We start from the raw sequence: 23664 nt of genomic DNA, 5'->3' as shown, positions 1-23664 counted from the left end.
ATTCCTCCACTCTCCCTTTTCCGTATTGTTGGTGCCTATCTGCATTATAAAAAAGAAAACACTGGATGATTTTCAATATCTTTACCAACTTTTTAATTATTTTGACAATTCAAACTTATCACCTTCCCTTTCCATCCCTCTTCCTCTATCTTTGAATTACACAAACCATTTCAATGAGGAGGAAACGTCATGTCGACAGAACTCAAAGCGCAAGAACTTCAATCACCCATACTCGATTCAAAACCGAGCCTTTTTGAAAAAAGGATCAAACCCTTCTGGGACACCTTTTCGAAAAACAAGGCAGCTGTAGTTGGAGGAGGGATCATTCTCTTCTATATTTTGATCGCCCTGTTTGCTCCTTTACTCGCTGTTTATGATCCCTATGAAATCCAACTGGACAATAAACTACAACCCCCAAGCACAGAGCATTGGATGGGGACGGATGATAAAGGGCGGGATATCCTTGCAAGGATCCTCTACGGCTCCCGTCTTTCAATGGGGGTCGGTTTTGCCGCAGTCGGCTTCGGTGCTTTCTTTGGCATCATCATGGGGTTGATTTCCGGTTTTTACGGAGGTTGGATCGATACCGTCATCAGCAGAATACTGGATGTCATGCTTGCTTTCCCTGGGATCCTATTGGCTCTTGCCATCATCTCTGCACTGGGACCGAGCCTTGTGAATGTCATGATTGCCGTCGGGGTGTTCTCCATTCCTTTATTTGCAAGGGTTGTCCGGGGATCGACGCTTGAAACGAAGAAGCTTGAATATATCGATGCCATTCGGTCGCTTGGAGCCAATGATTTCATCATCATCTTCAGGCACATCCTGCCGAACATTTTATCTCCCATCATCATTCAAGGATCCTTGCGACTTGCCACCGCCATCCTTTCAGCAGCGGGATTATCCTTCCTTGGTTTAGGGGCACAGCCTCCTTCACCTGAATGGGGTACGATGCTGTCCAGCGGAAGGGACTTTTTATTCACGTCTCCCTACATCGCCCTCTTCCCGGGGTTGGCGATTTCCATTCTCGTACTCGGCTTTAATTTGTTCGGGGACGGCCTTCGGGACGCGCTTGATCCGAGACTGAAATCATAATAAGGAGGAATATGAAATGATATTGTACATTTTCAGAAGATTAATAGAAATCATCCCCGTCATATTTGGTGTGACCCTGGTTGTCTTTCTCATCATGCAGATGGTTCCCGGAGACCCGGCTATCATTCTTGCAGGGGAAGGGGCCTCGAAAGAAGCGATCAACCAACTACGGACAGAGCTCGGCTTGAACCGCCCCTTGTATGTTCAATATGGAGAATACATCTTGAATGTTTTCCAGGGTGACCTTGGACAATCTTTGAAGAGCCAACAGCCTGTCATCCAGGAAATCATGACCCGCTTACCGATCACGATTGAACTCGCCTTTTACAGTATTCTCATTACGATTGTCCTTGGAATGACAGCAGGGATCATTTCCGCAGTTAGACCATACTCAGCTACAGATATTTCAGTGATGATCGTCGCTTTATTAGGAATTTCCCTACCAAGCTTCTTTCTAGGCCTGCTATCCATCTATTTATTCTCTGTAAAACTTCAGCTTTTACCTGTTGCAGGATGGGACAGCATGCTGCACATCATTCTACCAGCCTTTACGCTTGGGGTCGGAGGAGCTGCTATCGTAGCCAGAATGACCCGATCCAGCATGCTTGAGGTCGTGAGGCAGGATTATATCCGTACTGCTCAGGCAAAGGGTTTGAAAAGCTTTGCCATTATCTATAAGCATGCTCTGCGCAATGCATTGATTCCCGTCATCACGGTGGTCGGCCTTCAGTTTGGGGCACTTCTCGGTGGGACGGTATTAATCGAATCGGTCTTTGCCATCAATGGTCTCGGCCGTATGATCGTTGACTCGATCCGTACACGTGACCTTCCGATGGTTCAGGGCGGAGTACTGGTCGCATCCCTTGTCTTCGTGATCGTCAATCTATTCGTAGACGTTTTATACAGATTCTTTAACAAACGAATTGAACTTAACTAGGAGTGGTTGTAATGAGTAAAAATGTGGTCTTGGAAGTAAAAAACTTAAAAACCCATTTCACTTCGAAAAAAGGAGTGACGAAAGCCGTTGATGGAATCGATTTTGTCCTTCACGAAGGAGAGACACTTGGGATCGTAGGAGAATCGGGATGTGGAAAAAGCATGACCTCCCTTTCGATTCTTCGTCTTGTCCCCTCCCCTCCTGGAAAGATAGTGGACGGAACCATTGAACTGAAAGGGAAGGACATCCTTAAAATGTCCGAATCCGAGCTTAGAAAAGTGCGCGGAAATCAAATTTCCATGATATTCCAAGAGCCTATGACGTCATTGAATCCTGTCATACCGGTAGGGGAGCAAATTGCAGAAGCTGTTCGCATTCACCAAAAGCTCGGGAAAAAGGATGCATGGAAGAAAGCGGTCGAAATGCTCGAATTAGTAGGCATCCCTTCCCCTGAACAAAGGGCGAAACAAGAGCCTTTCCAGCTGAGTGGCGGAATGAGGCAACGTGTCATGATCGCCATTGCCCTTGCCTGCAACCCGGAGGTCCTGATTGCGGATGAACCGACCACTGCATTGGATGTGACGATCCAGGCACAAATCCTCGAGCTTATGAAGGATCTTCAGAGAAAGTTAAATATGGGAATCATCTTCATCACGCACGATTTAGGAGTGGTAGCCGAGTTATGTGACAAAGTAGCGGTTATGTATGCCGGACAGGTGGTGGAATATAGTTCGACGGAACAATTATTCTCAAATCCGAAACATCCCTACACAAATGGGCTGATGTCTTCATTACCGAAATTGTATGAAGACCAGGCAGAGCTGGAAACGATGCCAGGCAGTGTCCCTTCCCCCTATAACATGCCAAAGGGATGCCGATTTTCTCCCCGCTGTGCATTGGCGACTGCACGATGTCACGAGGAAGAACCACAGCTCCATTCCTTGAACGATGGCAGTCAAATCAGATGTTTTTTATATAATGCCGAGAAAGAGGTGCAGATGACATGACCGCTGTGATGACAGAGAAAAAACCTATTTTAAAGGTAAAAGACTTGAAGCAGTACTTCCCTATCAAAAGAGAGTCATTGTTCCAGCCGAAACAAGTGGTGAAGGCCGTGGATGATATTAGCTTCACGCTGTATGAAGGGGAAACCCTCAGTATCGTAGGTGAGTCCGGCTGCGGCAAATCGACAACCGGCCGTGCCATCTTACAGCTGGATAAACCGACGGAGGGCAGTATTCAATACAAGGGAATGGAAATAAACAGTCTATCCAAAAAGGAATTAAGAAATATGAGGGGCGATATCCAGGTCATTTTCCAGGATCCCTTTGCCTCCTTGAACCCTAGACAAACCGTCCGAAAGATCCTGAAAGAAGCCATGACCATACAAAAAGTTCTGCCTCCTTCCAAACACGAAGATCGTATGAAGGAATTATTGGACTATGTGGGCCTTCCGATTACGTCATTGGACCGTCTTCCCCACGAGTTCAGCGGCGGTCAGCGACAAAGGATCGGAATCGCACGGGCGTTGGCTGTCAATCCCAAAGTAATCATTTGTGATGAAGCCGTATCGGCACTGGATGTATCCATTCAGGCACAAATCTTGAACCTGTTAAAGAAACTTCAGAAGGAATTGAAATTGACGTACCTCTTCATTTCCCATGATTTAAGTGTTGTACGTCATATATCAGATCGGGTGATTGTGATGTATCTGGGGAAGGTTGTCGAAATCGGTACAAAGCATGAGCTGTTCGACAACCCTACCCACCCTTATACCAAAGCCCTGCTTTCAGCCATCCCTGTACCTGATTTTTCTCAGAAAAGAGAAAGAATCCTTTTAAAAGGGGATGTACCTTCTCCATTGAATCCGCCATCCGGTTGTAAGTTTCACACCCGCTGCCCTCTGGCAACCGATTTGTGTAAAGCAGAACTACCTCCAATGACCGGCCACGGGGAACATTTTACAAGGTGCCATTATGTCTAAAGATATGTTCAGAATCTTAGTTTTCTTATAAAATAGAAAGTATGACTCATCACTTTTAGGAGTTCTTCACATGATTACACAAGAATCCTTTTCATTTTATATCATGCTGTCCGTATTAGCCCCTATCATTGGGGCTTTTAGCTTATTATTTCTCTTTCTATTTGAAAAGCGTTTGGATCAACTGGAGAAAGAAAAGAACGAACTTCTTCTGGAACAGGAATTGCAGGAAGCTAAATACAACCAACTGAACCAACAGATCCAGCCCCACTTTTTTTTCAATACACTTAATGTCATCCTGAGCCTGGCACGTCTGAATCGCAAGGAAGAACTGGTTTCTTCCATCGAGGTTCTGTCCAAATACTTCAAGTTCAAATACAAACAGACTGACCCTTTGATCACCATGGAGGAGGAGATTCAATACACTCAATATTATCTAGACATTCAAAGGCTGAGATTCAGAGATCGGCTCGATGTAGTGTGGAACGTGGAAGAGAGCTGCAAGGCTTCCCTAGTCCCCCCATACCTCCTGCAGACCCTTGTTGAAAACGCCTTTAAGCATGGCCTGGAAAAGCATCCCGGACAAGGCAAGCTGATCATTATCCTGAATGAGCAAAGAAACAAAGTGTACTTAGAAGTGTGGAACAGCTCATCAACTGCTTTGAACGCGCTTGATTCTCAAAAGGAAGACCGTGGAATTGGATTGCACAATATCCAGAAGCGATTACAGATGCTTTTTCCGAAGGAAGAAATCCTTATTCAGCTGAATGAAGAAGCCAAAGGAACGAGCGTCCAGATCTTTTGGCCTCATATGACCAGAGAAGACACCATTACTTGATGAAGGAGGAAGCATAATGCATATTTTGCTCGTTGACGATGAGCCCCTTGAACTGGAGCAGCTCAACTACATGATTCACGAAAAATATCCTTACTGGACGATTCATACAGCCGCGGATGCGTCACAGGCTTTAAAGATCCTGACGGAACATCCGATTCGCCTTACGCTGCTCGATATTCAACTGCCTGGTAAATCAGGGATCGAACTCGGGGTTGAAATGAAGAAATATGACCAGATCGACATCATTATGGTCACAGCCTACCAATCATTCGATTATGCACAGGCCTCCCTGCGACTCGGGGCAAAGGATTATTTAACGAAACCGATTATTGAAGAAGAATTATTTCAAGTTCTCGACCAATATAAATACGCATCAATCCAGTCCCATATCGTACAGGAAGCGTTAACGATCATCCATGAACAATACAACGATAAGCTCTCCCTTTCATCATTGGCGAGCCAGATCCATATTAATGGTACGTATCTGAGCAGGAAGTTTCATGAAGAAATGGGGATCAGCTTTTCTGAATACCTGAATGATTTCAGAGTCCAGGCCGCACAGAGATTACTTCGGCAAGACACCGAAAAGTCCATCTCTTCTATCTCTGAAGAGTGCGGATTCAGCAGTCAGCACTATTTCAGCTCATTATTTAAGAAGCAAACAGGATACACTCCAAGGGAATACCGGATAAGAGAGAAGGTTTAACTGAATGAAGCCACGAAATTACCGTGAATATATACAAGGTACCATCACGTTTGGAGTGGCGTATGGAGTCGTTTCGCTCCTTGCGAGATGGGTGACCGGCAATACGATTTTGTCTTCACCTGAAACACTCGTTAAATTTGGACTGCTAGGCGGAATTGGTTATGCCATGATGGGTGCCATCGCTCTCTTTCTATTCGGGTGCATCACCCCCTATATCAGGGAACGATTCCCAAACTCCTTGACTCTCGGAGATGTATTGAAAGAAAGGCTCCGTGGCCGGTCATACTGGTTCGTCATATGGGTATTGCTCCTGACAAGCCTTGACTCCCTGCTCATACAAGCACTGGGGGCAGGTGTGCTATTCCACTTTTTATTAAATACACCGATTTATGTAGGGTTACTCGTATTTTTTTTATATTGCTTCTTGTTGTCCATAGGAGGCATGAAGCAAATCCATCGATTTGAAGGGATTCATATCTCGTTTATTTTCGCAGCCATCATCCTGATTCCTGTTTATTTTTTTATCCAAAAAGGTATTTTTCCCGTATACGATGGATTACTCCTGTACCATCCCTATTTATTATTTCTGAAACATAATGAAATCACCTTGTTCATTCTTACCGCATTTCTGATTGGATTCGGACAAGTATTGATCGACCGGGCGAGTTGGCAGCGAATCTATATCATTGAAAAATCCAAGGTCCGAACATCCTTTATGATGGCCGGAATCATATGGGCAACCATCCCCCTTGCCTTCACTGCAATTGTACTGATTGCGGTTTATGGGCAGGGCTTTGAAAACATTTACTCCATATTGAGTCAGCTGGTGGAGAAAATCGACTCATTGTTCCTGCTTCTATTATTTATCGGCTGCTGTTTCAGTGCCATTGCATCAACCGTGGGGGCCGAGCTCCATGCCACATCGATCATGGTCATCCGGAATATGCTGAAACATACGTACGATTGGAGTGAAGACCAGCAATTGAAAAAGACCTATTTGGTCTCCGGTATGCTTTCCCTTTCACTCTTTCTCATCAGCTCGGTCTTGTCACCGAATCTGATGGAGCTCATCTTCTTTTTTGCCCAGGTGTATGCATCCATCATCCCGACCATGCTGGTGGTCATCTTTTATAAAAGAATGATCCCGATGCTCGTCCCTTATTGTTCGTTGATAGGTTTAGGGACCGGGTTGCTGTCTCTCCTAAACTATGATTCAATTCAATCGACCTGGATCAGCTTTTTCGTGTCGAGTGGGATGGTGGTGATATTGCTAGTAGTTAATGAGATTCGGATTCATAGAAAATGAAACCAAACCAGTAATGATTCTAGTAAAGGAGTCGTCAAATAGGCGACTCTTTGTCTTTATGGACTAAGGCATCCACTTTTCACCGGCTGGTATAATGTTATCTATAAGCCCCATCGTGATAGAATGGAAGAAGGATGAAACTAGTTAGAAAAATACAAAAACCATTAAGGAGGAAAGATAAGAATGACAGAATCAAAGGAATGGAAACATGGTGCTCGCGGGCATTCATTCATTACTTCGTTTAGCGGAGGAAAAGATAGTGTTTTAGCTCTATACAAAGCATCGAAGGATGGAGATGCGCTCGGGCTGATTGTGATGCTGGAGGAAGAAGGAAAGCGGTCCAGATCCCACGGAATGCCTCCGGAGCTTATCCGTGCACAAGCTGAATCGATCGGTTTACCCGTATTTACTGCATCCGCCAGTTGGACAGATTATGAAAAAGTCTTCATGACCCTTTTAGAAAAAGCAAAGGAACAAGGGGCAGAAGTATTAGTAACGGGAGACCTCGATATGCCTGAACACGGCTGCTGGCATGAAAAAGTGGCGAAGCACGCAGGCTTAAAGCTTGGGATGCCTTTATGGGGAATGAACCATCGTGAAGCTGTCGAAGAGTTCATCGATCTGGGATTTGTATCCATCGTTGTAACGGTTAATTTATCCCTGGGCATGCGCCCTGAAGATTTAGGGCGCACATTAACTCATGAATACATAAAGGAACTTGAAGCTCGAGGGATCGATCCTTGCGGAGAAGGTGGAGAGTTCCATACCACAGTAGTGGATGGACCGATTTTCAATCATCCTGTCCCCGTTTTAAAACGTGAGATTTTGAATGACGGAGATTATGCTTTTTTGCCTTTGGAGCTGGATCGCGTTAGAACAAACCTGCATGATGATTGAATCAAGACAAAACTGAAGATCAGATGATTGATCTTCAGCTTTTCGCTCTTATAAATTAAATTTGCACTCCCGATTCCAACACCAGATGTTCTTTGAGTGTTTGCTGTAATGTCCCCTTTGTCTCTATTTGACCGTCAAATGCGACTCCTGTATCAACTATTTTTCTGACAAGCTCTACCCGCAGTCCTGTAAGGATGGCTTTGCATCCCATCATATTAATTCCATTTAAGATCTTCCCAAATTGAAAAATGACATCCAATTCCATTTCCGCAATACCCGATAAGTCTATAATAAGGGTTTGAATTTTCATAGAACTGATTCCCATCAACACTTTTTCTTCCAGTGTATGAACCCGATAGGTATCTATACTTCCAATTAAAGGCAATACTGCAATCGAGCTATTGATTGGAATGATAGGTACCGATAGATTTTCCACCAGCTTTTTCTGCGACAATATCAGTTCATCTTTGTAATTAGAATAACTGATAAAGAAATTATTCAGGAACTGATCAACGCTGTCATTAATTCTTTTTTCCAAATCAAAGAATTTCTTTCGTGGAGATTCATTATCCTCATTCTTAATATCATATTGATAAAGGAAATACCATAATGTTCTTCTAATTGCATGTACCCATTCCAGTTTGAATGCAAGTGTGAGAGAATGTTGCGCCCATGCAATACCCTCTACTTTTGCAAATTCAACCAGCTCTTCTTCTCTGTTTTCAACGATGTAGTGAGCTAAAACTTCTGCATTCTTTAATAGATCGATGTTTCCTTTTTCTAGAATATCATTGATTTTGCTACCAACGTTTACAGCTTCAGATAAGAGTTTTTGCTTAAAATCCCCTCTGTTAGCCGTAAGAAAATCCGCTATATCTACCTTATAATTAAATTCATTACTCATAATTACACGCTCCTTTTTTATTCCGGATATATTTCATATTCGTGTCTATGAATAAAAATCCTTCAAAAACAAGGGCTTTAAATGAAAATTGAATATTTTATACCTATGTTATTCATGTGCGCCCTTTCTTGAATGAAACAAGAATCTTTTTAGCTTGTATTGTTAAACATAAAAAGATTAGAAATAGAACACTTCATGGTGTTTGATTGAATGGAGTTTTTATATTATGAAAGTCATATATCTTACCACTGAACTTATCGTTGGATTTTTCCTTCTTTTTATAATCGTTAAGTTTGTTGGAAAGAAAATCATTAATCAAATAACACCCTTCACTTTTATTGCCGCTATCGTATTGGGAGAATTACTTGGTAACGCATTATACGACCATGAAATCGGTGTCTTTTATATTATATACTCAATGGCATTATGGGGAGGTTTACTTTTCTTGGTCGAATATCTTGGACAAAAGTATTTAGCGTTTCGTGGCATTTTTGAAGGAAAACCGTCTGCCCTTATTAAAAATGGAATAGTTGATCGAGAAGAATTGAAAAAAAACCGAATGAATATCAATCAGTTGCAAAGCCTACTTCGGCAAAGCGAAACCTTTTCTATCCGGGAGGTTGCTTTTTGTTATTTAGAATCGAACGGCTCCATTAGCATATTAAAAAAAACAAAGTATCAAAAAACTACTCAAGAAGATTTTAATATGCCTATAAAATCTGTTTATGTTCCGGTTACTTTAATTCGAGATGGGGAAGTTTTATGGAATGAACTAATTGATTTAGGATTTAATGAATCTTGGTTAAAAAAACAACTCAAGTCACAAGGTATTTCTGATTATAAAGATATATTTGTAGCCGAATGGCTAGAAGATGACGGATTATTTATACAAACTTATTAATCGGTCCCTTTCCTCATAAGGCGTCACCTGTTAGTAAAGAACCTCATAATAAACTCATCCTCCAAAAATAAAAGGTCAACAAAACAAAAAAAACAGTAAAGATATCTTAATTTTATATGTCTGAAAATTCTTATAATTAAATAAATACGGAGGGGAGGATGATTAGATGAAGACGAAGGTAAATTATTTCAGAAGCAGGTTTTTCATGATTGTAATAATGGTACTGATGGTAGCGATTAGCGGTTGCTCCACCAATATGGGGGCAAGTTCAGGTGACCAGGCTGATGGACAGGCTTCCAAGAAGGAGAATAGCCTGGTCATTGCCCGTCTATCCGATGTGGAGAATCTCGATCATCATTTTATGTCAACCATCAATGCGGCAAGTGTCACCCACGGTAAAATTTACGAGGGGCTTGTCGGTAGAGATAAAAATGCCAAAATCAAGCCGTTACTCGCTAAGGAATGGGAGCAGTTGGATGATACAACGTGGGAGTTCAAGCTAAGAGAAGATGTCTCGTTTCATGATGGATCACCATTTAATGCCGAGGCTGTGAAGAAAACGTTCGATCGATTATCAGACCCAAAAGTGGCTTCGCCTCGAGCCGTTGTATTCAAAATGGTCAAGGAAGTAAAAGTAGTCGATGATCATACTGTTCAATTTCTTTTATCTGAGCCTTTTTCACCCTTATTATCCATCCTGGCGAGTCATGAAGGCGGAATCATCAGTCCCAAAGCCATCGAAAATTATGGAAAAGACATTATCCAAGAGCCGGTCGGCACAGGTCCATTTGTGTTCAAGTCCTGGGAAACAGGAAAAGAGATAGTGTTTCATAGAAACGACAAGTATTGGGGAGATAAACCAACTATAAGCGAAGTCGTTTTCAAAGTAGTACCTGAAGAGACCACTAGAATTTCCATGCTTGAAACGGGTGAAGCCCATATTGCGGAACCTCTATCTGTAACAATGATGGATTCTGTAAAGGCATCGAATAACGTGGAAGTATACCGAAGTGAAGGCTTTGGTACTGAGTATGTAGGGTTTAACGTACAGAAGGAGCCCTTCAATGATGTTCGCGTACGGAAAGCCATTTCCCATGCGGTTGAAATGGATTCCATCATGAAAGGTGTATTTAATAATATAGGAAAAAAAGCGAACTCCTTATTAGGATCTAAAGTGTTTGGCTATCATCCGGATATGAAAGCATATGAATATAATTTAAACGAAGCCAAGAGGTTACTGGCCGAAGCTGGGTATCCTGATGGATTTAAAACCACATTGCTGACAATGGACAGTAAAGAAAGAATCAGTTTGGCTGAAGTCATGCAATCCCAGCTCAAAGGAATTGGAATTAACTTAGAAATACAGATTCAGGAGTATGGAACCTTTGTAGAGCAAGCCACAAGTGGAAATTCGGAAATGTTTATCATCAGTTGGAGAAATGCTACTGGAGATGCGGATTATAATCAATACAACCTCTTCCATAGTAATTCCCATGGACCTGCCGGAAATACATTTTTCTATAGTAATGATGAGGTCGATCAACTGATTGAAAAGGCACGTTCTGAAATGGATCAGGAGAAAAGATTGGAGCTCTATGCGAAGTCTCAGGAGCTGGAGATGGAAGACGCGGTTTATATCCCGGTTCGTGTGATTGAAAACATGGCAGCGATTCGAAACAATGTAAAAGATTTTGCTATCAGTCCTGCCGGTTATTTGGAAATCAATGATATAAGCATTCAATAATAGTTTTAACGAAATGATTCAGTAAGACCAAAAATGAGAAGTTGCGTAACTTCTCATTTTTTATTGCTATTTATTTATTCTTTCTTTCCTGCGCCTTAATAGCCACCTTTTCGAGTCCATTTTGTGCAAATTCCACATCTGACTTCGGCATCGCTTTATTATTTTTAAGGTCCTTATTCTTCTGCTTAGACATTCTTTCACCACCCTTTACGATTTGTTTATATAGTGCACATGGATGCCAGCAAATATGATGACATTCGTTTTTTTATATCCTGCTGATGAATATAAATAAGCCGATCCCAATTGGAATCGGCTTATTAAAAGGCTCTTTTCGCAATGATTGTTGTTTTCAAGAATACAATCTGCCAGGGCTCTGTCAACCGGTTTATGCTGGATGGTGAGGGGAACTGCTCCGCTTGCAGCTAGCGTTCGGCCGAGGATGCTCGACACCTGCGGGAATAGCTGGACAGGTGAGACCCCGGAGGCGCAGCCGAGGAAGCTCACCGCCAGCCCCGCGGAAAGCGAGCATCCTGGAGCGGAAATCAACTATTATTTACTCCTTTATAATAGCAACAAACTATACGAAAAGAGCCTATTAAATAGATCTTTATGTAGAATTAAAAAAACCCATTCTCATTCGGGGAATCTTCCGGAATGGCTTGACCTACATCCCACAATTCAACAATTCGGTCATCCTGGAATCGGAAGATGTGGATCACAACAGCTCCAAGGTCTTCTGGATGTTGTCTCACATAGGAGTGAACGGCAACGCTCTCCCCCTCTTCGATCGCGCGTTTGACCTCAAATACCTTATTCGGATTCTTTTCTGCATTCTCTTCCATCGCTACCATGAGTGATTCTGCATCCCCGCGAAAATAAGGATTGTGGTGGTGAAAGTCAGGTCCAACGTGACGCTCGAATGCTTCCCGGACTTTCCCCGATGCGACTAGTTGTAGAAACGAGACTGCTTTCTCTTTGTTCAAGTGTGCATTCATTTGCTGTCTTTCTTTCATTTCAATCATCCTTTCAATATCCAGAGTCATACTCACGGTTTCAAAGTTTATCGTAAAATGTTCCATTAAAAAATAATGTGATGTCACCTATTGTGCCAATACAAAAAAAGACGAAATAGTAACTTGCATTTGTCACTTCTTTGTTGAAAAGCTCTTTAAATGCTTGGATAAAAAGTTGTTCAAATTTAAACCAACTTAGAACCCAAGCTATGATCAGAAAGCTAACAATGGTCAAGCTTTATATACCTCCAATCCGTCCTCTACTTTCAAGCGGAACAAGGTGCCTATCCCTTCGTCCCACCTACTTTTCCTGATTAACCTCCATAGTTTACGATTTGATTGATTGAATAGTTAAATGGTTTTCAACCATAATGATAATGCAGAGAGCATTCATTTTTCAATAAAAGAAATAAATGTATGAGTGGAAAGGAGAACTCGATGAAGAAAAGGTTTAGGGTGGGAGAAGTATCCAAGCTATTCTCCATCCCACAGTCAACATTAAGGTATTACGATGAGATAGGATTATTTAAACCAAAATATACAGATAAGGAGAATCAGTATCGGTATTATACAGCTGATCAGTTTGTACATCTTGAGACCATCATTTTTTTACGAAAAATCGGATTACATATTAGAGATATTCAATGTCATATGGAAGTGAGAACCCCAGAAAACACATATGAGCTATTACAAAAAAAATTAACCAAAGTACAGCAAGAAATGTACACATTGGAAATGACAGCTCGGAAAATAAACCATAAATTAAGTACTTTGGAAAATGGAATGGGGTTATTTGAGCACCAAGTTGTCACCTACAAGACGTATCCTAAAAGACCGGTTTCATTTTTATATCATGACGAGCCGATCGATTTAAACATTGACTTTGAAGAAATCTATGTTGAAGGGATGAATCAAGAAAAATCAAGTTCTTTGAACCAGGGAGTATTCACCGGTGACATTGGGGCTGCTGTCGATCCCAATAGCCTTTATCATGATGGACCAATCTTATATAAAAGTCTATTTAAACTATTGTGGAACAGGAACCTGACTGAGGAAGATGCTTATTTACCAGAAGGGCTATATGCTTGTTATCCTCATAAAGGACCATATGAAGATGTCGCAAAAAGCTATTCATTGTTGTTGAATGAACTCAATATCTCTGGTTATAAAATGATTGGCGCACCGATTGAAATCGGGATTATTGATGAGTCTGTTGTAAAAGATCAACAACATTTCGTTACAGAAATAGAAATTCCTGTTCAGAAGAAAAAAACAGTTTGACCTTCAAGTTACTTGAAGGTTTAAACTCTCTCTTGTAGGAAACGACAGGAGGGATACTGATGTCAGCGAACATCCAAGGTAAATTAATGAATCAATCAGTTAAAAACGTCTTCTTCCACTATTTGATCCCGTCTTTAATCGGTCTTATGCTCATGTCGATCAATATTGTTGTAGACGGAATCTTCGTAGGAAATGCATTAGGATCTATTGCATTGGCAAGTATCAATATAGCCGTTCCGGTCTTTTCCATTATTATTTCTATTTCCCTTTGGATTGGAATAGGTGGCGGAGCTCTATATTCTATGTCACTTGGGGAAAACAACGTCCAAAAGGCAAGAAGAATATTCACATTTTCAATGGCGATGGTCACGCTTATCGTATTGATTATCGGAGGATATGGTTACGTTAACTTAGAGCAATTATCAATATTATTAGGTGCTAACCAGGATACCAAGGTATTTGTCATGGAGTACCTTGGCGTACTACTACTTTTTGGAGTGTTTATGGCACTGGAAAATGCACTAAGTATTTTCATTCGAAATGATGGTAATCCTCAACTGGCCATGATTAGTTTAGTGGTATCAGCTGTCATAAATATAGTATTAAACTACGTCATGATTTTCACTCTGGAGTTAGGTGTCAAAGGTGCCGCTTTAGCTACCGTCCTTTCTGGAGTGGTTGGATTACTTGTGCTACTTACTCATTTTTTGAAAAAAGACATTACATTAACGTTTGTACGTTTGAAATGGTCTAATCATTCTATATTAAGGATCCTTTCAATTGGTTTTCCAAGTTTCCTTGCTGAAATGGGAACATTGATATTTGTCATAGGCTATAATTTGATGATGGAAAGACTTGCCGGTACGAATGGAGTAGCTGCCTTTTCTGTTGTTAACTATTTACACGCCTTTATGTTTCTCGCCTTTTTCGGTATCAGTTCAGCGATTCAGCCTATGATCAGCTACTACTATGGAGCCGATCAACAAGACCGGATAAAGGATACGGTTAAAATAGCAGAGAAATCAGCAATCTTATTAGGAGCTTTATTTTTCATTATTGGGTTTATGGGAGCTCCTCTTCTTGTTTCATTATTTGGTGTTACGACAGGTGAAATTAAATCTCTTGCAATCCAAGGAATTCAGCTGTTTTTCACAGGATATTTATTCATGGGCATCAATTTCATCTATATGACGTATTATCAATCTATCGGACATATTGGACCATCAATTATGATCATTATCATGCGTGGATTTATCCTTCTGCTTGCTGCCCTCTGGATATTACCTCAATGGTTTGGCGTAAATGGTATTTGGGTTGCACTTCCGGCATCAGAATTAGTCGTCGCTTTGGTCATAATTGCTTTCACACGAAAAACCATTTTCCAGAGCAAATTTAATGCGAGGGAGAAAGTTTTTATATCGTAATGGATTGTAATAGAACTTTATAAGAAAGTTTTCAGGGGCTATTTCATTAATAAGCCCCTGGAATAACGATCGACCTCATTGGTCATTTAATAAAACATTGAAGATAAGAATGACCTTACCTTACCCGCTTTGCGATGGAATGATCTTCTTTAAACTGTATTAAATCCCACAAATTACCATACAAGTCCTTAAATACCGCAACTGTCCCATATTCTTGCTCTTTCGGATCTCTTACAAATTCAACTCCTTTAGAGGACATTTCGATATAGTCCCTCCAAAAATCATCCGTACCTAAAAAGAGAAACACTCTTCCGCCTGCTTGATTTCCTATAAAAGGCTCCTGCTCCATCTTAGATGCCTTAGCAAGTAAAAGTGTGGTCCCTGAGGAACCTGGTGGCGACACAACGACCCATCGCTTATCTTGTTCGGGTTGATATGTATCTTCAACTAAAGTAAAGTGAAGTTTCTTCGTATAAAATTCTATAGCTTCATCATAGTCTTTCACAACTAGGGCTATATGAACTACAGATTGTATCATTTTCCTACCTCCTGTCTCTTTAAGCATAATTACGGTTCAAGATAAGCACTCCAAACTCCTGTCTGCTATTCACTTCAATACCATACTTCCATTTTCCTTCTTCTAGATCCCCTTCACAAAGTCGAGGAAAAAGAGAGACGAATGGATCAAACGATAAAAAAGCATTGACCCGGTTTGGTCAATGCTTTACTCGGCTTATCGGGTATTAAATGCATTCAACATCCAAATATGCTGTTCCAGGGATGTTTTAATTCCGATAAATAAATCAGCAGTAGGTTGATCCTGAGAATCTTCTGCTGCTTCAATGATTTTCTTCGAGTCATTTACGATTTGTTCAAAATCGTTCACTAAGGAGTCGACCATTTCAGTGGACGATTCTTTTCCATTGGATTCTTCAATGGTAGCCGTTTCAAGGTACTCTTTTAATGTAGCGATTGGCTTCCCTTTAATCGTTAGAATTCTTTCTGCCACTTCATCAATATAATTCCCTGCTTCGTTGTAGTACTCTTCAAATTTCTCATGTAATGTGAAGAATTCCGGACCCGTTACATACCAATGATAATTGTGTAGTTTTGTGTAAAGGACGTTCCAGTTTGCAAGTTGTTTGTTAAGAGCCACGACTAATTGTTGATTCATGTATGTTCTCTCCTTTTGGATTGTGATAAATGTATTATATCCTTATTTATAATAATTATCAATTAATAAGCATTATCATAAAAAGATTACATCCTTATTTTTACCCCTGATTTTATTTAAATACGTTTTTCTCAAAAATAAAACCAACAGGAGCGCGACTCTTTCATGAGTCCATCACTCCTGTTGGTTTTATAGATCTTCTTGTTCAATATTGAGTTCAATCAGATTACCATCTGGATCGGCACAGAAAATTTGGGCAAATCCACTTTTCGAGTTAGGTTTTTCAAGGATTTCAACCTCATTCTTTTTTAACCATTTAAGAGTGTCATGGTAGTTTTCCACTCTTAGGGCAAAATGACCTTCCCGGCTGGATAAGCGTTTATCCTGACGGATGGTCTGCGACGAGGGGTCGACGATCAAGTGAAGCTGCTGCCCCTCTATTTCATACCAGGCACCAGGAAAATCAAAGTCAGGGCGCGTGATCTCGTTTAAACATAACATTTCCCCATAGAAATCTTTCGCTTTTCCCAGATCTGTCACCGTAAGACTTACGTGATGGAGACAAGTATACTTAATCAATATCCTCACTTCTTTCTTTTTTTGTATGGGACTGGCCTGCTTACACCGTCATCTTCCAACTGGACAACGCCAGCCACTTCTCTTTTTCTTTATAATCTGGAACGATCTTCCCGACAAGCCGCCAGAAAGACCGGTCGTGATTGAGGTGAACCATATGGCACATTTCATGGACGACCACGTAGTCGATGACATCCCGGGGAGCCATGGAAAGCTTCCAGTTGAATGTCAGCTGCCTTCTCCCATCACAGGTTCCCCAGGTCGTTTGACTGTCTGTGATGCGGGTGGAACGGGGCTTGGTTTTAAAGTGACGTTGATGGACCGCAATGCTTTTCTCTACCAACGCTTTGCACTGCTTGTAATAAAAACGCTTCAAAGCCTGTTGGATACGTTCATCCTCTAGCTCTTTTACTTGGATGCGCAGCGTCTTTCCGTCAAATAGGACATGATCCTTTGTGATCTCTTGATTTTGAAGAACCTGTATGGGGAAGGAGTTCCCCAAATACAAGAAAGGTTCCCCATGATCATAGACCTTCTCCTGCGGTCCATTCAGACGATCCTTCATTTCTCTCGATTTCTGCAGGATCACATCCCACTTATCCTCCAGCAGCCGGATCACCGATTCATCCGGGATCCCTTTAGGTGCATGGACCTCAATATGTCCGTAGACATCCAGATAGATGCCGATCGTACTACGGTTCTTATATATAATCTCAAATTGTATGGTCTCACCAGAATAAGTATGGTTCATCTTTTATCCCCTGTATCGGATGGCCAACCCTTTTAAGAAATTCCTCGCATAACGGTCACCGCACACTCTGTAATTATTGTGGCCTTCTCTTCGCAGAATCGCTCCTAATTCTCCTTTTGTGATCACCACTCCAACCAGATCCAAGATCTCTATCATATCCTCACTTGTGAAAGAGAGGGCAATCTTTACCTTCTTTAAAAGAAGATTATTGACATGCTCATACGTCAATTCCGGTCGATCCGGCTGTCCCGGTTTTGGTCCTCTTTTGAACGTAATGAATCCGTTTAAAAAAGACTCATACATTTCATCATCGCATGGGATATGGTCTTCATCCTCAAGCATATCTTCATCCAAGTCTTCACTATCTTGTGATTTGGTGAGCACCTTCAGCACTTCTTCCTTTGAGAGCTCAATGCCTCCAAGCTTAAAGATCTCTACCATTTCTGTATTTTTGATATCGAGTGCATACCGTAATCGAATTAATATATCGTTATTATTTAGGTTCATGTGTCAACCTCCTGAGATTTTCCTAACACTAAAACAATAGCTTACCACTATAAGGACTTGTTTTATAGTATGACCTCAATGAAAATGAAGCTTACCTAATGACAGATAAGCTTCTTCTATTCTTGCCGGTCTTCACCCGGATTAATGAACCGATTCAGCCATACCCTGCCCCTTAACAAATTTAGCAAAGACAAAGCGAATGAACGGCCCCATGATGACAAGCTGCAAAGGAAGAGCAAAGATGAAATTTTTAGAAGCAATCGAAATGTAGTTTTCAACTAATGTACTCTCTCCCAGGCCTTCAAAAAAATACGTCATTCCCAATCCAAACAGCGACATCATACAAACCATCCCCACCACCATAAAAAGGGAAGTGAACAGAATCACATACAAACCCTTGGACTTGTCGAATGGCAAAGAGAACACCATCTTATGCGCCACCGGTCCGACAATAAATAATTCCAATAGTAAAGCTACGATAAAGCCCAGGATCAGTTGAGCAAGAATTCCTGTCAACGATATAGTGCCAAGCATCTTATTGATCACTAAATTATAAAATGTCATGACCACCACCATCCCTACGCACATCATCATTCCAAAATAAAGATTTTCCTTCTTCGTTGTTGGCAATTTCCATCATCCCTTCTTTTGAACACCTAGTCATTATAGCGATTGAGGGATAGGCTGCATAAGTGAACATTTTGTGAACGATTTGATGACCGCGGGAGAGTAAATCCTTCTTATAAAAGAGGAAATATATTAGGGTAGAATGAGCGATTTACATGCTATATAATGGAATCCAGGAGGTGATATCAATGGAAAAGCAAATGATAGAAGTTTTATTAGATCTACAAAAAGATTTTAAAGAGTTTCGAGGTGAGCTAAAGGAGACTAAATTGGATGTTAAAAACATCAGTAACGATTTGAAAGAGACTCAAGTAGACGTAAGAAACATCAAAGAAACGGTAAAAAGAATTGAAGCATCACAAACAGAAGATGCCATTGCTTTGCTGAAAGTGACCAAACAGAACTCGGAATCTGAATTTCTCTATTTGAATAAAAGACTAACAGAAATCGATAAACGTGTATTCAATCTTGAAAATCGGGTTGAACGTTAATGGTCTTTGTAACGATGCTGAAGCGATCAAGGACCCATCAATCATCCTTAACCCCTCCTGCTATTTCTACATTTTTTCTATTCATGTTTTAATAAGTCAATCTCTACTTTAAAATATTCCTTTGCTATTGCTCCAGTCTGCAATGCTTCACCTTCACAGTTTAATCCTGTTATACTTTACATTACCTACCATAAAACTGAAATGAGTGATGTCATGATAACCTCGTATGAGAAAATAAATCTCTCTGGAAACAAACTGGCTGAAGTTTATCTCCATAAAACTCCGGACAAACGATTTATCGTATCGATACCTACAATCCATTGGTCTGCAGAATTTAATCAAAAGGATGACATTAGCATTCAAAATACAAAACTTCAATCCTCACTTAATTTTCATATGTTCCAAGGTGATACAGACGAATTGGTCACAGCTATCGAAAAGTTAGTTCAAAGCCATTCTTAAATAAAAGACACAAAACAGCAAACGGTTTATTTGCTGTTTCTTCATGCTTATCAAGAAGGTCCGTCCCTCAATGCTTTAGTGCGTTGAGGGACGGACCTTCTTTTTAATTAGGAATAAGCGGAAATCTCAGAGTGACTGTTGTACCATCTCCCGGATCGCTGTCAAACTGTATGCTCCCGTTGTATTTCTCCACAATGTTGAAGCAAATCATGAGACCCAGGCCGGTTCCTTTACTTTTTAAGGAGTAGAACGGAGTCCCTAGATTCTTCACTTCCTCCTGACTCATTCCACGTCCGTTGTCTATAATTTGAATGCAGACATGGCCTTTTACTTTGGCAGCTATTACCTTAACGGACCCGCTATGCGGGGAGGCTTCGATGGCATTTTTAATTAGATTGATGAATAGTTGCTTTAATTCAATAGAATTGGCCGCTACATGACAATCCATTTCCACGTTGAGATCAATGCCGTTATCATTTAACAGACCGTACATGTTGAGGAGATCCGTTACCTCTTGCAAAATCAGTTCAACATCTACGTTGTCCACCTTCTCCCTTTCATCAGGCTTTGAAACGGACAGGAACTGGGAAATGACATGCTCCGCCGTATCGAGTTCATTCATCATCAGGGCAAAACTCTGCTTCTGGCTTTGACTGAATGCCGGATCTTCCACATAAAATTGAAGAAATCCATTCACGACGGTCAAGGGATTCCGGATTTCATGGGCGACAGCCGCCGCCAGCTGCCCCGTTGTCCTCATCCGCTCCGCCTGCTGCACCTGTTCATAATACAAACGTTGCTTCTGTATTCGAAGGTTTGTTAAATGGAAGATAAAATACAGGAGGATCTGACTGGCCAAAAAGTTCACAACATTCCCTACCAAGTCTATGAAGATGTAAGGATAGTCCTGCCCTTTATCCACGAACCCGATATAACCGAATGTAAACGCAATGAACGCAAAATTGATTAAAAGTGAAAAATAAAAAAGCCTCTTGTCAAAAAAGAGAATTGAAAATGCAGGAATAAAACAGAGCAAAACAAACTCCGACCAAGTTTCTGGATACAAGTAAAATAACGCGTAAAAATAACCGGTCGACGAAATGACCGTCATATACTTCATCCACGCATTCTCATACCACGGATAAACCAATAGACAGATAGAGATGACCACGATCATCACTCCATGCACGGCAAATCGTGAATTCACTGGATTATCCACCAGCAAACCAGCCAACATCAGGACGATGATGAACGAAACAATCATATAATAGTATTTTTTATGTAATCGACCATGAAATTCCTTCATTAGAAATACTCCCACTAGAAAACTCTATTTCTGTCAATCTATGACAGGACATAGTAACTATCTTACAAAAATCGGGAATAGTCAATATTGGAAATCAATTAAAATTGGAGGGACGGACCTTTACAAGGTCCGTCCCTCCTCAACATGATTAGAAGATTTTAAGTAACTCATCAAATGAATCAATAACTTGCGTATATTCTTCCGCTTCCCCAAAACCATACCGTGCATATATAAATGGAATCCCCGCTTCTTTTGCCGCCTTTTGATCTCCTTCTGTATCTCCTACGTATACAGGGTCATCTAAATGGTTGCGCTCGATGATCAGTTTAATATTTTCACCTTTTGAAAGGCCTGTCCTGCCGGGGTTCTCATAATCGATAAAATGCTTATCCAGTCCGTGATAGTCATAAAACGCCTCGATGTACCCGTCCTGACAGTTGCTCACGATAAACAGCTTGTACTTCTTTGACAGCTTTACAATCACCTCTTCCACATGATTATAGAGACTCCCTCCATGTTTACTTAAGTGCGGGATTTCATGACGTGACAAATCTTTCAGAAGCTGTTCCCGCTCCTCTTCGTTCAATTCAGGGAACAATTTCTTCCCGATTTCCTTCATTTGAAGCCCCATGGTTCCCTCAAGATGCTTCCTTGTTATACCTTCTTTTAACTGGGTATGTTCGTTGATGACGTTGTTCCATGCTTCCAGAACGGATTCTATTGGGTCCCAAAGCGTGCCGTCCAAGTCGAAGATGATGCTGTCCATGATTAATTCCTCCAATCATTTGTTAATTTTCCGACAGGGAAAAAATGTAATTGTATGTAGTATAGCAGAAATTCAGGGGGAAGGGTTATTTCCAAAGTGATCTATGTTACTTAGTCCCCTTTGATCACACACAACAGGAAATTTATGTTAAAATTTATAAAAAGATTAGTAAAGTCATAGCCTATAATGGAGGAAACTTAAATGAGCAAACATATCGAGCTCCTTAATCTAATACATGAAAGCTGCAAAGAACTCGACTTTTCTGGTGTCGTCCTTGTCAAACAAGGGACAGAAGTATTATCAGAATTCGCCCATGACTTTGCGAATCGATCAGATCGCCTTCCGAACACCCCAGGCACACGATTCGGGATTGCTTCTGGAAGTAAGTTATTTACAAGTCTAGGGATAGGTCAATTAGTTGAAAAGGGGGTACTCTCTTTTAACACCCGTTTAAAGGATTGTTTGGATATCGACTTTCCTCATTTTGATGACGGCGTGACCATCCATCATCTTTTGACGCATACGTCAGGAATCCCGGATTATTTCGATGAAGAAGTCATGTCTGATTTTGAAGAGTTGTGGAAAGAGAGACCGGTTTATCATATGAGATCTCTCGGGGACTTTCTACCATTCTTTCAATCCAGTAAGATGAAATTCACTCCAGGCGATCGATTTCATTACAATAATGCGGGATTCATCCTTTTGGGATTAATCATTGAACAACAAACTGGGAAGTCTTTTACTGATTACATAGAATCTGAGATTTTCCAGAAAGCAGGCATGGACCGCTCTGGCTATTTTTCATTGGACCGCCTTCCTCATAGCACGGCATTTGGGTATATAGAGGACAAGGAAGAGAATACTTGGAGAACCAACCTCTATTCCATCCCTGTAAAAGGCGGGGCGGACGGAGGGGCGTTTATCACAGCATCAGATATGATGAGTCTTTGGGAAGCTTTATTTTCTTATAAACTAGTAAATGAAGAAACGACCAGGAAGCTATTGACCCCTCATGTCCATGTGAATGGAGAGGTGCACTACGGTTATGGAATTTGGATGAATCAAAGAAATGATGACATCTACAAGTTTCATGTGATGGGGTATGATCCCGGAGTCAGTTTTCGTTCCTCTTATTATCCTCAGCTTGACTTGAAACTGGCGATTCCATCCAATAGAGACTCTGGGCCGTTTGAGGTGACGAAAGCGATTGAGGGATATTTCGGGATCTGAGTATTAAGTTGGGATAAAATTAGCAAAATAATGATAAATGGAGGGAATACAATGTCTTCAATTGTACTGGGTCAATTCAATAAAGTAAGGGGCTGGACTATTCAGATTTCTGAAAAGCTATCGGAAGAAATGGTGAACATTCAACCAGAGGGCTTCAACAATACGATCAAATGGCATTTAGGTCATTTGGTTACGGAAACAGAATACTTCATGTTTGAACTATCTAAACGTCCCATGAATATTCCGGACCATTACAACGATTTCTTTGCCCCGGGTACGAAACCGGCCAATTGGATAGGACAGGCACCACCATTGACGGAGCTGATCAATGAATTGAAGGATCAATTAAAGCGGGTAAATGAAAATCCATTTGAAACTTTCCATCAGATTTTGGAGAAACCTGTACATGGATTCACGACCATGATGGATGCCGCTTCGTTTTCTGTTTTGCATGAATCGGTTCATATAGGACACATTGAGGCGATGGAACGTCTACTGAAGATCTCTGATTTGTAATATAATTGAAATTAAGATAAATCCCACATATTAACAGAAGGCGATGATCGAAGAAGGATCTCGCTTTTTTTCATTAGTATGTGAACGACTTTGATACTCCGTCATGAGCTTAATATAAATAGCCAATACCTCCCCACATTAAAACACCCAGGGCAACAATGGCTAAGAACAAGTCTAGAAAAGCCGTCTTCTACCTTCCATTCTTTAGATTCATCACCATGCTGTTTTGCT

Annotated in this window: 28 protein-coding genes; 16 read left to right on the top strand and 12 right to left on the bottom strand. The window is 41.0% G+C overall.

Annotation, left to right across the window (positions count from 1 at the left end):
• The first annotated feature begins 189 nt into the window (after positions 1–189).
• The 8 genes from F0342_RS18465 to F0342_RS18430 all read left to right on the top strand — a co-directional run bounded on the left by F0342_RS18465 (position 190) and on the right by F0342_RS18430 (position 7760).
• The gene (locus tag F0342_RS18465; protein WP_149157326.1) at positions 190–1095 is read left to right on the top strand and encodes an ABC transporter permease; all 906 of its coding nucleotides are present in this window, start codon (positions 190–192) and stop codon (positions 1093–1095) included.
• A 16-nt stretch (positions 1096–1111) separates the two neighbouring features.
• A complete protein-coding gene (locus tag F0342_RS18460) occupies positions 1112–2032 on the top strand; it encodes an ABC transporter permease (protein ID WP_149157325.1) in 921 nt (306 codons plus the stop codon).
• Positions 2033–2043: 11 nt separating this feature from the next.
• The gene (locus F0342_RS18455; protein WP_149157324.1) at positions 2044–3039 is read left to right on the top strand and encodes an ABC transporter ATP-binding protein; all 996 of its coding nucleotides are present in this window, start codon (positions 2044–2046) and stop codon (positions 3037–3039) included.
• A complete protein-coding gene (locus F0342_RS18450; protein WP_149157323.1) occupies positions 3036–4016 on the top strand; it encodes an ABC transporter ATP-binding protein in 981 nt (326 codons plus the stop codon). Before F0342_RS18455 ends, F0342_RS18450 begins: the two co-directional genes overlap by 4 nt.
• A gap of 70 nt (positions 4017–4086) precedes the next feature.
• Complete coding sequence (locus F0342_RS18445; protein ID WP_149157322.1) at positions 4087–4851, top strand: sensor histidine kinase; 765 nt, start codon at positions 4087–4089, stop codon at positions 4849–4851.
• A gap of 16 nt (positions 4852–4867) precedes the next feature.
• Positions 4868–5557: a response regulator transcription factor gene (locus F0342_RS18440; protein WP_149157321.1), complete on the top strand. Its 690-nt coding sequence runs from the start codon at positions 4868–4870 to the stop codon at positions 5555–5557.
• Positions 5558–5561: 4 nt separating this feature from the next.
• Positions 5562–6863, top strand: coding sequence for an SLC5/6 family protein (locus tag F0342_RS18435; RefSeq protein WP_149157320.1), 1302 nt, complete (start codon positions 5562–5564; stop codon positions 6861–6863).
• A gap of 183 nt (positions 6864–7046) precedes the next feature.
• On the top strand, positions 7047–7760 hold the full coding sequence (locus F0342_RS18430) for a Dph6-related ATP pyrophosphatase (protein ID WP_149157319.1): 714 nt from the start codon (positions 7047–7049) through the stop codon (positions 7758–7760).
• A gap of 55 nt (positions 7761–7815) precedes the next feature.
• Here the strand turns inward: F0342_RS18430 and F0342_RS18425 are convergent, their stop codons facing one another.
• Positions 7816–8664 (bottom strand): STAS domain-containing protein, encoded by an 849-nt coding sequence (locus F0342_RS18425; protein WP_149157318.1) that lies wholly within the window; start codon positions 8662–8664, stop codon positions 7816–7818.
• Between the two features lie 226 nt (positions 8665–8890).
• On the opposite strand from F0342_RS18425, the gene F0342_RS18420 reads away from it, so the two are divergent.
• Both F0342_RS18420 and F0342_RS18415 read left to right on the top strand, forming a co-directional pair.
• Positions 8891–9565: a DUF421 domain-containing protein gene (locus F0342_RS18420; RefSeq protein ID WP_149157317.1), complete on the top strand. Its 675-nt coding sequence runs from the start codon at positions 8891–8893 to the stop codon at positions 9563–9565.
• A gap of 166 nt (positions 9566–9731) precedes the next feature.
• Complete coding sequence (locus F0342_RS18415; protein ID WP_262481800.1) at positions 9732–11309, top strand: glutathione ABC transporter substrate-binding protein; 1578 nt, start codon at positions 9732–9734, stop codon at positions 11307–11309.
• A gap of 70 nt (positions 11310–11379) precedes the next feature.
• Here the strand turns inward: F0342_RS18415 and F0342_RS25530 are convergent, their stop codons facing one another.
• The 3 genes from F0342_RS25530 to F0342_RS18410 form a co-directional block, all read right to left on the bottom strand.
• Positions 11380–11502 carry a hypothetical protein gene (locus tag F0342_RS25530; RefSeq protein ID WP_262371810.1) on the bottom strand — a complete coding sequence of 41 codons (123 nt, stop codon included), beginning with the start codon at positions 11500–11502 and terminating at the stop codon, positions 11380–11382.
• Positions 11503–11516: 14 nt separating this feature from the next.
• Positions 11517–11759: a hypothetical protein gene (locus tag F0342_RS25005; protein WP_188048606.1), complete on the bottom strand. Its 243-nt coding sequence runs from the start codon at positions 11757–11759 to the stop codon at positions 11517–11519.
• 167 nt (positions 11760–11926) lie between these two features.
• Positions 11927–12304 carry a nuclear transport factor 2 family protein gene (locus tag F0342_RS18410; RefSeq protein ID WP_223145733.1) on the bottom strand — a complete coding sequence of 126 codons (378 nt, stop codon included), beginning with the start codon at positions 12302–12304 and terminating at the stop codon, positions 11927–11929.
• Positions 12305–12760: 456 nt separating this feature from the next.
• Here F0342_RS18410 and F0342_RS18405 point away from each other — a divergent pair, with 456 nt between their 5' ends.
• Both F0342_RS18405 and F0342_RS18400 read left to right on the top strand, forming a co-directional pair.
• On the top strand, positions 12761–13603 hold the full coding sequence (locus F0342_RS18405; protein WP_149157316.1) for a MerR family transcriptional regulator: 843 nt from the start codon (positions 12761–12763) through the stop codon (positions 13601–13603).
• Between the two features lie 59 nt (positions 13604–13662).
• Complete coding sequence (locus tag F0342_RS18400) at positions 13663–15027, top strand: MATE family efflux transporter (RefSeq protein ID WP_149157315.1); 1365 nt, start codon at positions 13663–13665, stop codon at positions 15025–15027.
• Positions 15028–15142: 115 nt separating this feature from the next.
• On the opposite strand, the gene F0342_RS18395 is transcribed toward F0342_RS18400, so the two are convergent.
• From F0342_RS18395 to F0342_RS18370, 6 genes are all read right to left on the bottom strand, one after another.
• A complete protein-coding gene (locus F0342_RS18395) occupies positions 15143–15565 on the bottom strand; it encodes a VOC family protein (protein ID WP_149157314.1) in 423 nt (140 codons plus the stop codon).
• A 195-nt stretch (positions 15566–15760) separates the two neighbouring features.
• On the bottom strand, positions 15761–16201 hold the full coding sequence (locus F0342_RS18390; protein ID WP_149157313.1) for a Dps family protein: 441 nt from the start codon (positions 16199–16201) through the stop codon (positions 15761–15763).
• A 189-nt stretch (positions 16202–16390) separates the two neighbouring features.
• Entirely contained in the window at positions 16391–16780 is a 390-nt protein-coding gene (locus F0342_RS18385) for a VOC family protein (protein WP_149157312.1), read from the bottom strand.
• A gap of 40 nt (positions 16781–16820) precedes the next feature.
• Positions 16821–17528: a M48 family metallopeptidase gene (locus F0342_RS18380; protein ID WP_149157311.1), complete on the bottom strand. Its 708-nt coding sequence runs from the start codon at positions 17526–17528 to the stop codon at positions 16821–16823.
• Between the two features lie 3 nt (positions 17529–17531).
• Positions 17532–18035 carry a YehS family protein gene (locus F0342_RS18375; protein WP_149157310.1) on the bottom strand — a complete coding sequence of 168 codons (504 nt, stop codon included), beginning with the start codon at positions 18033–18035 and terminating at the stop codon, positions 17532–17534.
• 141 nt (positions 18036–18176) lie between these two features.
• Positions 18177–18665 carry a DUF2798 domain-containing protein gene (locus F0342_RS18370; RefSeq protein WP_149157309.1) on the bottom strand — a complete coding sequence of 163 codons (489 nt, stop codon included), beginning with the start codon at positions 18663–18665 and terminating at the stop codon, positions 18177–18179.
• Between the two features lie 185 nt (positions 18666–18850).
• Between F0342_RS18370 and F0342_RS18365 the strand changes: the two genes are divergently transcribed.
• Positions 18851–19153: a hypothetical protein gene (locus tag F0342_RS18365; protein WP_149157308.1), complete on the top strand. Its 303-nt coding sequence runs from the start codon at positions 18851–18853 to the stop codon at positions 19151–19153.
• Between the two features lie 213 nt (positions 19154–19366).
• Positions 19367–19615: a YueH family protein gene (locus F0342_RS18360; RefSeq protein ID WP_149157413.1), complete on the top strand. Its 249-nt coding sequence runs from the start codon at positions 19367–19369 to the stop codon at positions 19613–19615.
• A 103-nt stretch (positions 19616–19718) separates the two neighbouring features.
• Here the strand turns inward: F0342_RS18360 and F0342_RS18355 are convergent, their stop codons facing one another.
• Together F0342_RS18355 and F0342_RS18350 are read right to left on the bottom strand one after the other, a co-directional pair.
• Positions 19719–20921: a sensor histidine kinase gene (locus tag F0342_RS18355; protein WP_149157307.1), complete on the bottom strand. Its 1203-nt coding sequence runs from the start codon at positions 20919–20921 to the stop codon at positions 19719–19721.
• A gap of 148 nt (positions 20922–21069) precedes the next feature.
• Positions 21070–21687 carry an HAD family hydrolase gene (locus F0342_RS18350; RefSeq protein WP_188048605.1) on the bottom strand — a complete coding sequence of 206 codons (618 nt, stop codon included), beginning with the start codon at positions 21685–21687 and terminating at the stop codon, positions 21070–21072.
• A gap of 201 nt (positions 21688–21888) precedes the next feature.
• Between F0342_RS18350 and F0342_RS18345 the strand changes: the two genes are divergently transcribed.
• Together F0342_RS18345 and F0342_RS18340 are read left to right on the top strand one after the other, a co-directional pair.
• Positions 21889–22917 (top strand): serine hydrolase domain-containing protein, encoded by a 1029-nt coding sequence (locus tag F0342_RS18345; protein WP_149157305.1) that lies wholly within the window; start codon positions 21889–21891, stop codon positions 22915–22917.
• Positions 22918–22968: 51 nt separating this feature from the next.
• A complete protein-coding gene (locus F0342_RS18340) occupies positions 22969–23433 on the top strand; it encodes a DinB family protein (RefSeq protein WP_188048604.1) in 465 nt (154 codons plus the stop codon).
• Positions 23434–23664 lie beyond the last annotated feature (231 nt).

The sequence above is a fragment of the Bacillus sp. CH30_1T genome (genome assembly GCF_008364765.1).
In the GTDB taxonomy this organism is placed as follows: Bacteria; Bacillota; Bacilli; order Bacillales; family Bacillaceae_B; genus Rossellomorea.
This window is presented reverse-complemented; position numbering and strand designations above follow the sequence as displayed.

Excerpts from the sequence above, each read along its gene's own strand:
- F0342_RS18420 (WP_149157317.1), top strand. The coding sequence starts at position 8,891 with ATGAAAGTCATATATCTTACCACTGAACTTATCGTTGGATTTTTCCTT.
- F0342_RS18410 (WP_223145733.1), bottom strand. The coding sequence starts at position 12,304 with ATGAATGCACACTTGAACAAAGAGAAAGCAGTCTCGTTTCTACAACTA.
- F0342_RS18365 (WP_149157308.1), top strand. The coding sequence starts at position 18,851 with ATGGAAAAGCAAATGATAGAAGTTTTATTAGATCTACAAAAAGATTTT.
- F0342_RS18465 (WP_149157326.1), top strand. The coding sequence starts at position 190 with ATGTCGACAGAACTCAAAGCGCAAGAACTTCAATCACCCATACTCGAT.
- F0342_RS18355 (WP_149157307.1), bottom strand. The coding sequence starts at position 20,921 with ATGAAGGAATTTCATGGTCGATTACATAAAAAATACTATTATATGATT.
- F0342_RS18425 (WP_149157318.1), bottom strand. The coding sequence starts at position 8,664 with ATGAGTAATGAATTTAATTATAAGGTAGATATAGCGGATTTTCTTACG.
- F0342_RS18350 (WP_188048605.1), bottom strand. The coding sequence starts at position 21,687 with ATGGACAGCATCATCTTCGACTTGGACGGCACGCTTTGGGACCCAATA.
- F0342_RS18390 (WP_149157313.1), bottom strand. The coding sequence starts at position 16,201 with ATGAATCAACAATTAGTCGTGGCTCTTAACAAACAACTTGCAAACTGG.
- F0342_RS18380 (WP_149157311.1), bottom strand. The coding sequence starts at position 17,528 with ATGAACCATACTTATTCTGGTGAGACCATACAATTTGAGATTATATAT.
- F0342_RS18445 (WP_149157322.1), top strand. The coding sequence starts at position 4,087 with ATGATTACACAAGAATCCTTTTCATTTTATATCATGCTGTCCGTATTA.
- F0342_RS18430 (WP_149157319.1), top strand. The coding sequence starts at position 7,047 with ATGACAGAATCAAAGGAATGGAAACATGGTGCTCGCGGGCATTCATTC.
- F0342_RS18405 (WP_149157316.1), top strand. The coding sequence starts at position 12,761 with ATGAAGAAAAGGTTTAGGGTGGGAGAAGTATCCAAGCTATTCTCCATC.
- F0342_RS18375 (WP_149157310.1), bottom strand. The coding sequence starts at position 18,035 with ATGAACCTAAATAATAACGATATATTAATTCGATTACGGTATGCACTC.
- F0342_RS18400 (WP_149157315.1), top strand. The coding sequence starts at position 13,663 with ATGTCAGCGAACATCCAAGGTAAATTAATGAATCAATCAGTTAAAAAC.
- F0342_RS18450 (WP_149157323.1), top strand. The coding sequence starts at position 3,036 with ATGACCGCTGTGATGACAGAGAAAAAACCTATTTTAAAGGTAAAAGAC.
- F0342_RS18395 (WP_149157314.1), bottom strand. The coding sequence starts at position 15,565 with ATGATACAATCTGTAGTTCATATAGCCCTAGTTGTGAAAGACTATGAT.
- F0342_RS18345 (WP_149157305.1), top strand. The coding sequence starts at position 21,889 with ATGAGCAAACATATCGAGCTCCTTAATCTAATACATGAAAGCTGCAAA.
- F0342_RS18460 (WP_149157325.1), top strand. The coding sequence starts at position 1,112 with ATGATATTGTACATTTTCAGAAGATTAATAGAAATCATCCCCGTCATA.
- F0342_RS18435 (WP_149157320.1), top strand. The coding sequence starts at position 5,562 with ATGAAGCCACGAAATTACCGTGAATATATACAAGGTACCATCACGTTT.
- F0342_RS18455 (WP_149157324.1), top strand. The coding sequence starts at position 2,044 with ATGAGTAAAAATGTGGTCTTGGAAGTAAAAAACTTAAAAACCCATTTC.
- F0342_RS25530 (WP_262371810.1), bottom strand. The coding sequence starts at position 11,502 with ATGTCTAAGCAGAAGAATAAGGACCTTAAAAATAATAAAGCGATGCCG.
- F0342_RS18340 (WP_188048604.1), top strand. The coding sequence starts at position 22,969 with ATGTCTTCAATTGTACTGGGTCAATTCAATAAAGTAAGGGGCTGGACT.
- F0342_RS18415 (WP_262481800.1), top strand. The coding sequence starts at position 9,732 with ATGAAGACGAAGGTAAATTATTTCAGAAGCAGGTTTTTCATGATTGTA.
- F0342_RS18360 (WP_149157413.1), top strand. The coding sequence starts at position 19,367 with ATGATAACCTCGTATGAGAAAATAAATCTCTCTGGAAACAAACTGGCT.
- F0342_RS18440 (WP_149157321.1), top strand. The coding sequence starts at position 4,868 with ATGCATATTTTGCTCGTTGACGATGAGCCCCTTGAACTGGAGCAGCTC.